Below are 12,960 nucleotides of genomic sequence, written 5' to 3' on the forward strand. Positions count from 1 at the left end.
CATAGGAGCGCTGCTGACATGTTAACAATAGGTGTACTAGGACTTCAAGGAGCAGTTAGAGAGCACATCCATGCGATTGAAGCATGCGGCGCGGCTGGTCTTGTCGTAAAACGTCCGGAGCAGCTGAACGAAGTTGACGGGTTGATTTTGCCGGGCGGTGAGAGCACGACGATGCGCCGTTTGATCGATACGTATCAATTCATGGAGCCGCTTCGTGAATTCGCTGCTCAGGGCAAACCGATGTTTGGAACATGTGCCGGATTAATTATATTAGCAAAAGAAATTGCCGGTTCAGATAATCCTCATTTAGGTCTTCTGAATGTGGTTGTAGAACGTAATTCATTTGGCCGGCAGGTTGACAGCTTTGAAGCTGATTTAACAATTAAAGGCTTGGACGAGCCTTTTACAGGGGTATTCATCCGTGCTCCGCATATTTTAGAAGCTGGTGAAAATGTTGAAGTTCTATCGGAGCATAATGGTCGTATTGTAGCCGCGAAACAGGGGCAATTCCTTGGCTGCTCATTCCATCCGGAGCTGACAGAAGATCACCGAGTGACACAGCTGTTTGTTGAAATGGTTGAGGAATATAAGCAAAAGGCACTTGTATAAAACAGTTGAAAGCTGTGGAAACTTATAGTACATTATAAGCACAAATAAAGATCGAAAAGCGTTGATAGGAACTAGTAGGGAGCCTCTCTTTCTAAGAGAGCCGATGGTTGGTGCGAATCGGTGAAAGATGCTGTCTGAATCCATCCTTGAGCGAAATGCTGAAACAAGTAGGCATTTACGGGATAACCGTTATGTTTGAAAGTGGAAAACGAGTCTTTGATTTGTTTTCAATCAGGGTGGCAACGCGAGAGCTCTCGTCCCTTTATGGGGATGAGGGCTCTTTTTATTTTCGACAAATCAATAAAAAAAGGAGTGTTTCGCATGCTTGATACGAAAATGCTGAGAGCAAATTTTCAAGAAATTAAAGCAAAGCTTGTACACAAAGGCGAAGACTTAACTGATTTTGATAAGTTTGAGGCGCTGGATGATAGACGAAGAGAGCTTATCGGCAAGGTTGAAGAGTTAAAAGGAAAACGAAATGAAGTTTCTCAGCAGGTTGCTGTGCTGAAGCGTGAGAAAAAAGACGCGGATCACATTATTAAAGAAATGCGTGAAGTCGGCGAGGAAATTAAAAAGCTTGATGAAGAATTGCGAACAGTGGAAGCTGAGCTTGATACAATCCTTCTCTCAATCCCGAATATTCCGCATGAGTCTGTACCTGTCGGTGAAACAGAAGACGACAACGTAGAAGTGCGTAAATGGGGTGAAAAGCCTTCATTTGCTTATGAGCCGAAGCCGCACTGGGATATTGCGGATGAGCTGGGTATTCTGGATTTTGAACGTGCTGCCAAAGTAACAGGAAGCCGTTTCGTGTTCTATAAAGGCTTAGGTGCTCGTTTGGAGCGTGCGCTTTATAACTTTATGCTTGATCTGCATGTGGATGAGTATAACTACACTGAAGTGATCCCGCCATATATGGTAAACCGCGCAAGCATGACGGGAACGGGGCAGCTTCCTAAATTTGAAGAGGATGCATTTAAAATCAGAGAAGAAGATTATTTCTTAATTCCAACGGCGGAAGTGCCGATTACAAACATGCATCGCGATGAAATCCTTTCAGGTGACAGCCTGCCGATCAACTATGCGGCATTCAGTGCTTGCTTCCGTTCTGAAGCTGGTTCAGCAGGACGTGACACACGCGGATTAATTCGTCAGCACCAATTTAATAAAGTTGAGCTTGTAAAGTTTGTGAAGCCTGAAGATTCTTATGAAGAATTAGAGAAGCTTACAAACCAAGCAGAACGGGTTCTTCAGCTGCTTGAGCTTCCATACCGTGTCATGAGCATGTGTACGGGTGACTTAGGCTTTACGGCTGCGAAAAAATACGATATCGAAGTTTGGATTCCAAGCCAAGACACATATCGAGAAATCTCTTCTTGCAGCAACTTCGAAGCGTTCCAGGCGAGACGTGCGAATATTCGTTTCAGACGTGAAGCGAAAGGCAAGCCTGAGCATGTACACACACTGAACGGTTCAGGACTGGCGGTTGGAAGAACAGTTGCTGCTATCTTAGAAAATTATCAGCAGGAAGACGGAAGCGTTGTGATTCCGAAAGTGCTTCGTCCTTATATGGGGAATAGAGAAGTAATGAAACCGTAAATTATGGAAAGGCGTGCCTGACAAGGTGCGCCTTTTTGCTTATGTAAACACGGCATTTTCATAAAAACAAAAAAAGTTTTTAAAAATGCTTGACCACACGAGAACATACGTGATATAGTAAGTCTTGTCGATACGGAGGAATACCCAAGTCCGGCTGAAGGGATCGGTCTTGAAAACCGACAGGGGTGTCAAAGCCCGCGGGGGTTCGAATCCCTCTTCCTCCGCCATATTGATTTTAATTCTAATGAAACACAAGCATATATTGGAGATTGTTTTGTCCGTTGCATTCGGTGCGGCGGATTTTTTATTTAAAAGAAAAAGTGAATCTCGACTGAGATTCACTTTTTTTGATTATCATGAATAACTGAAGCAATTTGATCTACAATATTTTCAATCGAGTTTTCGTCGTTAAGAAGATCATAATCTTCAATGCGAAGTTTTAAAACAGGGCAGGCATTAAAACCGCTTATCCAGTTCTCGTAGCGTGTATGCATTTCTTCCCAATAAGACCTGCTTGTCTGAAGCTCCATCTCACGGCCGCGTTGTTCAATCCGGTTTAAAATGTTCTCCAGATCTCCTTCTAAATAGATCAGCACATCTGGGTGTGGGAAATACGGTGTCATTACCATTGCTTCGAAAAGGCTTGTGTAAGTCTTATAATCAACCTTTGACATTGTCCCTTTATCAGCATGCATTTTTGCGAAAATCCCTGTATCTTCATAAATCGAACGATCCTGTACAAAACCTCCGCCGGCTTCAAAAATTGTTTTCTGTTCTTTGAAGCGTTCAGCTAAGAAATAAATTTGAAGGTGAAAGCTCCAACGTTCAAAATCATGATAGAACTTTTCCAAGTATGGATTATGATCGACTTCCTCCAAAGATGTTTTAAATCCAAGCCGTTTAGCTAAAGTTTTTGTTAAAGTCGATTTTCCGACACCTACTGTTCCTGCTACTGTAATAATTGAATTCTTAGGGATATGATGTTCCTTCATACGATAAGCTCCTTTACATGGGCGGCAATGCGTTCAAAGTCGCTCTTATTCAAAACGAAATCCTTTGAATCACCATCTACGGTTAACACTGTAAGTTCAGGGTCTGCTTCCTGCAGCTGCTTGATGGCGACTTCATAATCTGAAATCAGCTGCTCCAAATAGCTAGTTTCAATTTTTTTCTCAAAGGGGCGCCCGCGTTTTTCAATGCGATGTAGCAATGTAGGCAGACTGGCCTTTATGTAAATGATGAAATTCGGCTTTGGCAGATCATCCGTTAGCAGGTGATATATCTTTTTGTATTTTTCCAGCTGATGTGGAGACAAGGTGCGTTCCGCAAAAATCACATTTTTATAAATATGATAATCAGCTATTACAGGCTGTCCCTTTTTTAAAAAGTGATCACTGGTGTCTTCAAGCTGTTTGTATCTGTGACAAAGAAAAAACATCTCGAGCTGGAAGCTCCATTCCTCTATATTGTCATAAAACTTATCAAGGTACGGGTTATCCTCTACAATCTCATTGATCATAGGGAATCCGAATTCTTGTGAGAGCATCGTTGCGAGAGTTGTTTTTCCTGCCCCGATAGGACCTTCTATTGCAATAAAAGGGGCTGTATTCATCGGAATCCTCCTTATATCTGAAAAACGTGCGTCAGTTACCGACCTTCATATTGTATCACAACCCTTGGGTGCCCCCATGAAAAAAAGACGTTTCCAAATTATCGAAACGTCTTTTTGACAACATTAAATTGATCAGACAGCAGCAGCCAGTTTTGTGGAAAGGAAAGACCCAGCTTCCAATAGCTGATGCCTCTTAAATTCAGCTCTTTAATCAAATTGAATTTTGCTTGAATCGAGCGGGCATCCTCGAACCATACCTCGTGCCTTCTGTTTTCTGCATCAGTATAGCGGAAGAAAGGAGCTTGAGCGGTTTGGTCATACTGAATGGAAGCATTGTTCTGATCAGCTATGACAATGGCTTGCTGAGGGCTTACTGCTCTTGCTGGAGTTCCCCCTGCTGTATATGGCAGCGTCCAGTCATATCCATATAAATTCTGGCCCATGACAATTTTGTTCGCAGGCATTTCAGTCAAAGCATATTCTATGACATCACGGACAGGTCCAATTGGAGAAACCGCTTGAGGCGGCCCGCCGCTATAGCCCCATTCATATGTCATGAGAACAACAAAGTCGACAATTTGGCCATGCGCCCTGTAATCATGAGCTTCATACCATCTGCCCTGCTGTGTTGCACTTGTTTTAGGAGCAAGAGCCGTAGAAATTTCTAAGCCCTCTCGATGAAAAAGATCCCTTGCTTCGCGGAGAAATTGATTATAGGCCTCTCTATCCTGGGGCCGCAAATATTCAAAGTCGAAATGAATGTCACGGAAGCCATATCTCTTGGCATTCTCCACTATTTCATTTAGAAGCCTTCTTTTTACAGTTTCGTCGTTCAAAAGGATCCGGCCAAGTTCATCACTAAATGCCTGGTTTTCTAGGTTCGTTATAATCATCATCAATGTTGTATTTTGACTTTCTGTAATGCTCCTTAAATTCGTTAAAGGCGGTGCGACTAAGGTTCCGTTCCGCTGTGCCTGGAAGCTGAATGCGCCAAGGTACGTTAAGTAGGGTGACGCTTCTCTGGCCGCCTGCTGGAGATTTTCGCTGACTTGATTTCCTCGGGGCTCCAAATAAGCATTTGATTCGATGTCTCGTTTAGGAGCTGGAGGGATGTATAAACGGAAACCAATCTGAAGCACGGTATTTAACTGGATGCCGTTAACCCTTGCGAGCTCGGCTGCTGTTGTATTGAACTGCTGGGCGATGGATGTCAGGGTATCACCTCGCTTCACATCATAGAACTGGCCAGCTATTGGAATGACAATGGTTTGTCCGACAACAAGGCTGTCGGGATTCGGTATTTCATTCGTTTCAGTGATCTCACTTACGGTTGTTCTGTATTGTGAAGCGATAGCAGAAAGAGTGTCGCCTTGTTTTACCACATAAATTTGAATGAAAAACGCCTCCTTTCATATCGCTATCAATGTATGAAAGAAAAGCGCTGATCATGTTTATTTTTCTGTAATTTGTTCTTCCGTCGTAATTTCTGCGAAAAGAACATTCTCCATCATAGTTAAGGCGAATTCGTTATCTTCGTCACTGTTTGACGCGATACAGTCCTTAGGAATCGTGATGCTGTATTCCCTCATATAAGCGTCATTAGCGGTAAACAGCACACATATATTGCCGGCTATACCTGTTAAGATAATATGTCTCACCTGCAACTCAGTAAGAAGGGTGTGAAGTGCAGTTTCGTAGAAAGCGGAATGTTTTGGTTTGATTAAAAAATAATCAGCATCTTCCGGGGCTATCTTTGTGATGATATCCTTGCTTCTTTCATTTGTGCATTCTTGCTGAATGTTTTTAATGTCAGCTTGCCAAAGTCCATAATGATCATTGATGTAAATAATCGGCCATTCATTTTGTCTCGCGTGCTCCTTTAATGATAAAATATGAGGAACGATTTTCTCTGTTTTTTTAGCGAGGGTTTCTCCCATATCGAATTCAAAATTATTGATCATGTCTACAATGAGAAGGGCTGTATCTGCTTTGGACAATCGACAGTCTCCTTTCCGTTTCAGTTATAGTTAATATGTAGCCTTTTTAGGCAATGAAAAAACTTTGAAAAGAGAGCTTATCCTTATGACACAAGATGAACTTTATATGAAAGAAGCAATTAAAGAAGCGAAAAAGGCTGAAGAGAAAGGTGAAGTGCCAATAGGTGCGGTGCTTGTCGTTAATGATGAAATTATAGCGCGTGCACATAATTTAAGAGAGACTGAACAGCGATCTATTGCCCATGCAGAAATGCTTGTAATTGATGAAGCGTGTAAGGCACTCGGAACATGGCGGCTGGAAGGTGCGACTCTTTATGTGACGCTTGAGCCTTGTCCAATGTGTGCTGGTGCAGTCGTACTTTCTCGAGTGGAAAAAGTGGTTTTTGGCGCATTTGATCCGAAAGGCGGCTGTTCAGGCACGCTAATGAACCTTCTTCAGGAGGAACGCTTTAATCATCAGGCTGAAGTGGTGAGCGGTGTACTTGAGGAAGAATGCGGCGGAATGCTCAGTGCGTTTTTCAGAGAACTAAGAAAAATGAAGAAAGCCGCCAGGAAAAACTTGTCTGAATAGTACGGTTGCAATTTTTAGGGGAAACAGATATACTTAAGTGTGCATCGTAATAGATGCAACATAAAATTTGATATTTATTTTGCCGTGCTAAGCGGGGAGGTAGCGGTGCCCTGTACCTGCAATCCGCTCTAGCAGGGCCGAATCCCTTCTCGAGGTTCGTTTACTTTAAGGCCTGCCTTAAGTAAGTGGTGTTGACGTTTGGGTCCTGCGCAATGGGAATTCATGAACCATGTCAGGTCCGGAAGGAAGCAGCATTAAGTGAAACCTCTCATGTGCCGCAGGGTTGCCTGGGCCGAGCTAACTGCTTAAGTAACGCTTAGGGTAGCGAATCGACAGAAGGTGCACGGTAAATCAATCATCAAATTTTCAGACTCACCTAACATTAGGTGAGTTTTTTGTTATGTAAAAAGAGCTTTTGGAATCGAAACAAGGTTCATGTATAATGGGAATGATGAATAACGGAGGAGGGCAAACCCGTGAGTTACCAAGCTTTATATCGAGTATTCAGGCCTCAGCGCTTTGAAGATGTGGTCGGACAAGAACACATTACAAAAACGCTGCAAAATGCCCTTTTGCAAAAAAAGTTTTCTCACGCCTATCTGTTTTCCGGGCCAAGAGGAACCGGAAAAACCAGTGCAGCCAAAATATTTGCTAAGGCTGTCAACTGTGAACATGCTCCTGTTGATGAGCCATGCAACGAATGTGCGGCCTGTAAAGGGATAACAAACGGGTCAATATCCGATGTCATAGAAATTGACGCCGCTTCTAATAACGGTGTTGATGAGATTCGTGACATTCGCGATAAAGTGAAGTTTGCCCCATCGGCCGTCACATATAAGGTATATATCATAGATGAGGTGCATATGCTTTCTATCGGCGCTTTTAATGCATTACTAAAAACATTAGAAGAGCCGCCTGAGCATTGTATTTTCATATTAGCAACAACTGAACCACACAAAATTCCTTTAACCATTATCTCTAGATGTCAGCGTTTTGACTTTAAACGAATTACCTCCCAAGCGATTGTAGGCCGCATGAATAAAATTGTTGATGCTGAACAGCTGCAAGTGGAGGAAGGATCGCTGGATATCATCGCGAGTGCTGCAGACGGAGGGATGAGGGATGCCCTGAGCCTTCTTGATCAGGCCATATCATTCAGCGGCGATATCCTGAAAGTCGAAGATGCGCTTTTAATTACGGGTGCTGTTTCTCAATTATATATCGGGAAGCTTGCACAATCCCTGCATGATAAAAACGTTTCTGACGCACTGGAAACATTAAATGAATTGCTTCAGCAAGGAAAAGATCCAGCTAAGCTGATAGAAGATATGATTTTCTATTTCAGGGACATGCTGCTGTACAAAACAGCCCCTGGCTTAGAGGGAGTGCTTGAGAAAGTAAAAGTCGATGAAACGTTCCGGGAACTAAGTGAACAAATTCCGGATCAGGCCCTATATGAAATGATTGATATTCTGAACAAGAGCCATCAGGAAATGAAATGGACAAATCATCCGCGTATCTTTTTCGAAGTGGCCGTTGTGAAGATTTGCCAAACCTCACATCAATCTGCTGCTGTTCTCCCGGAAGTGGATATGCTGATGAAAAAAATCCAGCAGCTCGAACAGGAAGTAGAGCGGCTCAAAACAACTGGCATAAAAGCAGCTGCGGAAAGCCCGAAAAAAGAAGCGCCGCGTGTGCCAAAGGGCGGGAAATCCAATTACAAAGCGCCAGTAGGCAGAATTCATGAGATTTTGAAGGAAGCCACAAGACCGGATCTTGATCTGCTCAGAAACAGTTGGGGCAAGCTTCTTGCTCATCTCAAACAGCAAAACAAAGTATCACATGCCGCTTTGCTGAATGACAGTGAACCTGTGGCTGCCGGATCGGCGGCATTTGTTCTGAAATTCAAATATGAAATTCATTGTAAAATGGTCGCTGAGGATAACAACGGAGTCCGGACTAATCTTGAGCAGATTTTAGAATCGATGCTCGGAAAAAGAATGGATTTGATTGGCGTTCCAGAAGCACAATGGGGTAAAATAAGAGAAGAATTTTTAGAAGATCATCAGCAGGAAAATGAAGGATCAAATGAACCGGCTGAAGAAGACCCGCTTATTGCCGAAGCGAAAAAGCTTGTTGGAGCGGATTTAATTGAAATAAAAGACTAACAAAATGAAAGAGAGTGAATGCTATGCGTGGCGGAATGGGTAATATGCAAAAAATGATGAAACAAATGCAAAAAATGCAAAAGGACATGGCGAAGGCTCAAGAAGAGCTTGCAGAAAAGGTTGTTGAAGGAACTGCAGGCGGCGGTATGGTAACAGTAAAAGCAAACGGCCAAAAAGAAATCCTGGATGTTATCATCAAAGAAGAAGTCGTTGATCCTGAAGATATTGATATGCTTCAAGATTTAGTGCTTGCTGCAACGAATGAAGCTTTGAAAAAAGTTGACGAAATCACAAACGAAACAATGGGTCAATTTACAAAGGGAATGAACATGCCAGGTTTATTCTAGGGGGATAAAAGAACATGCAATATCCTGAACCAATATCAAAGCTGATTGACAGCTTTATGAAATTGCCAGGGATCGGACCGAAAACAGCGGTTCGTCTGGCTTTTTTTGTTCTAGGTATGAAAGAAGATGTAGTATTAGATTTTGCGAAAGCATTAGTAAATGCGAAACGCAACCTGACATATTGTTCAGTTTGCGGGCATATTACAGATCAGGACCCTTGCTATATATGTGAAGATACGCGCAGGGATAAGTCTGTTATCTGTGTTGTGCAAGACCCTAAGGATGTTATCGCTATGGAGAAAATGAAGGAATACAACGGACAGTATCACGTTCTTCACGGCGCTATTTCTCCAATGGACGGCATTGGACCGGAGGATATTAAAATACCAGAATTGTTAAAACGATTACAGGATGATCAAGTGACAGAAGTGATCCTCGCGACAAACCCTAATATAGAAGGGGAAGCAACGGCGATGTATATATCAAGGCTCCTCAAGCCGTCTGGTATTAAGCTCTCCCGTATTGCCCACGGACTGCCCGTCGGCGGTGACTTGGAATATGCTGACGAGGTCACTCTTTCTAAAGCACTTGAAGGAAGACGTGAATTGTAAGGAGGAAAAAGCGATCCATGGGTTTTCTTCGCAAGAAAACATTAAGAAGAGAGTTTGATGAAAAACTAACCGAGCAGCTTTTTAAGCAAAAGGAAGAGTGGAACAGGCAAAAAAAGCTGGTTGAAAAAAGCTTAGAACCGTCTGCTGAAGTGTTATACGAACTGAAAGTAGCTGAAGCGAAGTATTTTTTTTACTTAAGGGAAGCGAAGCAGCGAAATTTAAAAATCAGCCGGTGGAAGTAAGTGGTCTAAACTCCTGGATCTTCTCATAAGCTTGTACTAGAACAAGCGAAGGAGATGAGAAGATTCATGGAGCCTATTTTTATTATTGGGATTATTTTAGGACTGGTTATTCTTCTTTTTTTATCAGGTTCAGCTGCGAAGCCTTTAAAGTGGATGGGCATCACAGCTGTTAAATTTGTGGCAGGTGCTTTGCTGCTGGTTTGTGTAAATATGTTTGGCGGTAGTCTTGGCATTCATGTGCCGATTAATCTGGTTACAACAGCTATCAGCGGAATTTTAGGGATACCCGGGATAGCTGCGTTAGTCGTTATTAAGCAATTTATCATTTAATTGATATTATGTATTGACTTAGACAACTGAAGGTGTTATTCTAATATACGTCGCTGATGACGAACAGCTTTTTTAAAAAGGAAATGTTAAAAAGTTGTTGACAGTAGCGACGGTAAATGTTATGATAATAAAGTCGCTTAAACGAGCGGTAAACAAAGTTCTTTGAAAACTAAACAAGACAAAACGTACCTGTTAATTCATTTTTTATAAATCGCACAGCGATGTGCGTAGTCAGTCAAACTACTTTATCGGAGAGTTTGATCCTGGCTCAGGACGAACGCTGGCGGCGTGCCTAATACATGCAAGTCGAGCGGACAGATGGGAGCTTGCTCCCTGATGTTAGCGGCGGACGGGTGAGTAACACGTGGGTAACCTGCCTGTAAGACTGGGATAACTCCGGGAAACCGGGGCTAATACCGGATGGTTGTTTGAACCGCATGGTTCAAACATAAAAGGTGGCTTCGGCTACCACTTACAGATGGACCCGCGGCGCATTAGCTAGTTGGTGAGGTAACGGCTCACCAAGGCAACGATGCGTAGCCGACCTGAGAGGGTGATCGGCCACACTGGGACTGAGACACGGCCCAGACTCCTACGGGAGGCAGCAGTAGGGAATCTTCCGCAATGGACGAAAGTCTGACGGAGCAACGCCGCGTGAGTGATGAAGGTTTTCGGATCGTAAAGCTCTGTTGTTAGGGAAGAACAAGTACCGTTCGAATAGGGCGGTACCTTGACGGTACCTAACCAGAAAGCCACGGCTAACTACGTGCCAGCAGCCGCGGTAATACGTAGGTGGCAAGCGTTGTCCGGAATTATTGGGCGTAAAGGGCTCGCAGGCGGTTTCTTAAGTCTGATGTGAAAGCCCCCGGCTCAACCGGGGAGGGTCATTGGAAACTGGGGAACTTGAGTGCAGAAGAGGAGAGTGGAATTCCACGTGTAGCGGTGAAATGCGTAGAGATGTGGAGGAACACCAGTGGCGAAGGCGACTCTCTGGTCTGTAACTGACGCTGAGGAGCGAAAGCGTGGGGAGCGAACAGGATTAGATACCCTGGTAGTCCACGCCGTAAACGATGAGTGCTAAGTGTTAGGGGGTTTCCGCCCCTTAGTGCTGCAGCTAACGCATTAAGCACTCCGCCTGGGGAGTACGGTCGCAAGACTGAAACTCAAAGGAATTGACGGGGGCCCGCACAAGCGGTGGAGCATGTGGTTTAATTCGAAGCAACGCGAAGAACCTTACCAGGTCTTGACATCCTCTGACAATCCTAGAGATAGGACGTCCCCTTCGGGGGCAGAGTGACAGGTGGTGCATGGTTGTCGTCAGCTCGTGTCGTGAGATGTTGGGTTAAGTCCCGCAACGAGCGCAACCCTTGATCTTAGTTGCCAGCATTCAGTTGGGCACTCTAAGGTGACTGCCGGTGACAAACCGGAGGAAGGTGGGGATGACGTCAAATCATCATGCCCCTTATGACCTGGGCTACACACGTGCTACAATGGACAGAACAAAGGGCAGCGAAACCGCGAGGTTAAGCCAATCCCACAAATCTGTTCTCAGTTCGGATCGCAGTCTGCAACTCGACTGCGTGAAGCTGGAATCGCTAGTAATCGCGGATCAGCATGCCGCGGTGAATACGTTCCCGGGCCTTGTACACACCGCCCGTCACACCACGAGAGTTTGTAACACCCGAAGTCGGTGAGGTAACCTTTTAGGAGCCAGCCGCCGAAGGTGGGACAGATGATTGGGGTGAAGTCGTAACAAGGTAGCCGTATCGGAAGGTGCGGCTGGATCACCTCCTTTCTAAGGATATTATACGGAATATAAGACCTTGGGTCTTATAAACAGAACGTTCCCTGTCTTGTTTAGTTTTGAAGGAACTTTGTTCCTTGAATAAGTTAAGATGGGCCTGTAGCTCAGCTGGTTAGAGCGCACGCCTGATAAGCGTGAGGTCGGTGGTTCGAGTCCACTCAGGCCCACCATCTTATATAACGGGGCCTTAGCTCAGCTGGGAGAGCGCCTGCTTTGCACGCAGGAGGTCAGCGGTTCGATCCCGCTAGGCTCCACCAACGTGTTCTTTGAAAACTAGATAACAGTAGACATCACATTCAATAGTAATACAAGATATCACATAGTGATTCTTTTTAACGGTTAAGTTAGAAAGGGCGCACGGTGGATGCCTTGGCACTAGGAGCCGATGAAGGACGGGACGAACACCGATATGCTTCGGGGAGCTGTAAGCAAGCTTTGATCCGGAGATTTCCGAATGGGGAAACCCACCACTCGTAATGGAGTGGTATCCATATCTGAATTCATAGGATATGAGAAGGCAGACCCGGGGAACTGAAACATCTAAGTACCCGGAGGAAGAGAAAGCAAATGCGATTCCCTGAGTAGCGGCGAGCGAAACGGGATTAGCCCAAACCAAGAGGCTTGCCTCTTGGGGTTGTAGGACACTCTATACGGAGTTACAAAAGAACGAGGTAGATGAAGAGGTCTGGAAAGGCCCGCCATAGGAGGTAACAGCCCTGTAGTCAAAACTTCGTTCTCTCCTGAGTGGATCCTGAGTACGGCGGAACACGTGAAATTCCGTCGGAATCCGGGAGGACCATCTCCCAAGGCTAAATACTCCCTAGTGACCGATAGTGAACCAGTACCGTGAGGGAAAGGTGAAAAGCACCCCGGAAGGGGAGTGAAAGAGATCCTGAAACCGTGTGCCTACAAGTAGTCAGAGCCCGTTAACGGGTGATGGCGTGCCTTTTGTAGAATGAACCGGCGAGTTACGATCCCGTGCAAGGTTAAGCAGAAGATGCGGAGCCGCAGCGAAAGCGAGTCTGAATAGGGCGCATGAGTACGTGGTCGTAGACCCGAAACCAGGTGAT

At 44.6% G+C, this 12,960-nt stretch carries 12 protein-coding genes, 3 tRNA genes, 2 rRNA genes, 1 other RNA gene and 1 other annotated feature (1 of these 19 running past the window's edge); of the genes, 14 read left to right on the forward strand and 4 right to left on the reverse strand.

What is annotated here, in order from left to right; genetic code table 11:
• The first annotated feature begins 18 nt into the window (after positions 1 to 18).
• The 3 genes from pdxT (at position 19) to MHB62_RS00095 (ending at position 2,435) form a co-directional block, all read left to right on the forward strand.
• The gene (gene pdxT / locus MHB62_RS00085; RefSeq protein WP_003226797.1) at positions 19 to 609 is read left to right on the forward strand and encodes a pyridoxal 5'-phosphate synthase glutaminase subunit PdxT; all 591 of its coding nucleotides are present in this window, start codon (positions 19 to 21) and stop codon (positions 607 to 609) included.
• A gap of 52 nt (positions 610 to 661) precedes the next feature.
• Positions 662 to 874, forward strand: a binding site (T-box leader).
• A gap of 56 nt (positions 875 to 930) precedes the next feature.
• Entirely contained in the window at positions 931 to 2,208 is a 1,278-nt protein-coding gene (gene serS, locus MHB62_RS00090) for a serine--tRNA ligase (protein WP_003247131.1), read from the forward strand.
• A gap of 134 nt (positions 2,209 to 2,342) precedes the next feature.
• A tRNA-Ser gene (locus MHB62_RS00095) sits at positions 2,343 to 2,435 on the forward strand.
• 111 nt (positions 2,436 to 2,546) lie between these two features.
• Here MHB62_RS00095 and dck read toward each other — a convergent pair.
• The 4 genes from dck to MHB62_RS00115 form a co-directional block, all read right to left on the reverse strand.
• A complete protein-coding gene (gene dck, locus MHB62_RS00100; RefSeq protein WP_003226792.1) occupies positions 2,547 to 3,200 on the reverse strand; it encodes a deoxyadenosine/deoxycytidine kinase in 654 nt (217 codons plus the stop codon).
• Positions 3,197 to 3,820, reverse strand: coding sequence for a deoxyguanosine kinase (dgk, locus tag MHB62_RS00105; RefSeq protein ID WP_003226790.1), 624 nt, complete (start codon positions 3,818 to 3,820; stop codon positions 3,197 to 3,199). Before dgk ends, dck begins: the two co-directional genes overlap by 4 nt.
• A gap of 98 nt (positions 3,821 to 3,918) precedes the next feature.
• Positions 3,919 to 5,202 (reverse strand): glycoside hydrolase family 18 protein, encoded by a 1,284-nt coding sequence (locus tag MHB62_RS00110; RefSeq protein WP_032723098.1) that lies wholly within the window; start codon positions 5,200 to 5,202, stop codon positions 3,919 to 3,921.
• A 69-nt stretch (positions 5,203 to 5,271) separates the two neighbouring features.
• Positions 5,272 to 5,817 carry an isochorismatase family cysteine hydrolase gene (locus tag MHB62_RS00115; protein ID WP_003226786.1) on the reverse strand — a complete coding sequence of 182 codons (546 nt, stop codon included), beginning with the start codon at positions 5,815 to 5,817 and terminating at the stop codon, positions 5,272 to 5,274.
• 85 nt (positions 5,818 to 5,902) lie between these two features.
• On the opposite strand from MHB62_RS00115, the gene tadA reads away from it, so the two are divergent.
• The 11 genes from tadA to MHB62_RS00170 form a co-directional block, all read left to right on the forward strand.
• Complete coding sequence (gene tadA, locus MHB62_RS00120) at positions 5,903 to 6,388, forward strand: tRNA adenosine(34) deaminase TadA (protein WP_032723100.1); 486 nt, start codon at positions 5,903 to 5,905, stop codon at positions 6,386 to 6,388.
• 82 nt (positions 6,389 to 6,470) lie between these two features.
• An RNA gene (gene ffs, locus MHB62_RS00125) (signal recognition particle sRNA large type) lies at positions 6,471 to 6,735 on the forward strand.
• 129 nt (positions 6,736 to 6,864) lie between these two features.
• Positions 6,865 to 8,556, forward strand: a complete 1,692-nt coding sequence (dnaX, locus tag MHB62_RS00130) for a DNA polymerase III subunit gamma/tau (RefSeq protein WP_015715089.1) — start codon at positions 6,865 to 6,867, stop codon at positions 8,554 to 8,556.
• A gap of 23 nt (positions 8,557 to 8,579) precedes the next feature.
• A complete protein-coding gene (locus MHB62_RS00135) occupies positions 8,580 to 8,903 on the forward strand; it encodes a YbaB/EbfC family nucleoid-associated protein (protein WP_003225427.1) in 324 nt (107 codons plus the stop codon).
• A gap of 14 nt (positions 8,904 to 8,917) precedes the next feature.
• Complete coding sequence (recR, locus tag MHB62_RS00140) at positions 8,918 to 9,514, forward strand: recombination protein RecR (RefSeq protein WP_003225425.1); 597 nt, start codon at positions 8,918 to 8,920, stop codon at positions 9,512 to 9,514.
• 17 nt (positions 9,515 to 9,531) lie between these two features.
• Positions 9,532 to 9,756 (forward strand): YaaL family protein, encoded by a 225-nt coding sequence (locus MHB62_RS00145; protein WP_003242387.1) that lies wholly within the window; start codon positions 9,532 to 9,534, stop codon positions 9,754 to 9,756.
• Between the two features lie 66 nt (positions 9,757 to 9,822).
• Complete coding sequence (bofA, locus tag MHB62_RS00150; RefSeq protein WP_015715090.1) at positions 9,823 to 10,086, forward strand: sigma-K factor-processing regulator BofA; 264 nt, start codon at positions 9,823 to 9,825, stop codon at positions 10,084 to 10,086.
• A gap of 245 nt (positions 10,087 to 10,331) precedes the next feature.
• Positions 10,332 to 11,881 (forward strand): 16S ribosomal RNA (locus MHB62_RS00155).
• A 102-nt stretch (positions 11,882 to 11,983) separates the two neighbouring features.
• Positions 11,984 to 12,060, forward strand: a tRNA-Ile gene (locus tag MHB62_RS00160).
• A gap of 11 nt (positions 12,061 to 12,071) precedes the next feature.
• Positions 12,072 to 12,147, forward strand: a tRNA-Ala gene (locus MHB62_RS00165).
• Positions 12,148 to 12,227: 80 nt separating this feature from the next.
• Positions 12,228 to 12,960, forward strand: a 23S ribosomal RNA gene (locus MHB62_RS00170); it runs 2,195 nt beyond the window's last position.
• Together the 16S and 23S rRNA genes with 2 tRNA genes alongside form the textbook arrangement of a ribosomal RNA operon.

It is taken from the genome of Bacillus sp. FSL K6-0255 (assembly GCF_045040725.1).
Lineage (GTDB): Bacteria > Bacillota > Bacilli > Bacillales > Bacillaceae > Bacillus > Bacillus subtilis.

Excerpts from the sequence above, each read along its gene's own strand:
- dgk (WP_003226790.1), bottom strand. The coding sequence starts at position 3,820 with ATGAATACAGCCCCTTTTATTGCAATAGAAGGTCCTATCGGGGCAGGA.
- bofA (WP_015715090.1), top strand. The coding sequence starts at position 9,823 with ATGGAGCCTATTTTTATTATTGGGATTATTTTAGGACTGGTTATTCTT.
- MHB62_RS00145 (WP_003242387.1), top strand. The coding sequence starts at position 9,532 with ATGGGTTTTCTTCGCAAGAAAACATTAAGAAGAGAGTTTGATGAAAAA.
- serS (WP_003247131.1), top strand. The coding sequence starts at position 931 with ATGCTTGATACGAAAATGCTGAGAGCAAATTTTCAAGAAATTAAAGCA.
- recR (WP_003225425.1), top strand. The coding sequence starts at position 8,918 with ATGCAATATCCTGAACCAATATCAAAGCTGATTGACAGCTTTATGAAA.
- tadA (WP_032723100.1), top strand. The coding sequence starts at position 5,903 with ATGACACAAGATGAACTTTATATGAAAGAAGCAATTAAAGAAGCGAAA.
- MHB62_RS00135 (WP_003225427.1), top strand. The coding sequence starts at position 8,580 with ATGCGTGGCGGAATGGGTAATATGCAAAAAATGATGAAACAAATGCAA.
- dck (WP_003226792.1), bottom strand. The coding sequence starts at position 3,200 with ATGAAGGAACATCATATCCCTAAGAATTCAATTATTACAGTAGCAGGA.
- pdxT (WP_003226797.1), top strand. The coding sequence starts at position 19 with ATGTTAACAATAGGTGTACTAGGACTTCAAGGAGCAGTTAGAGAGCAC.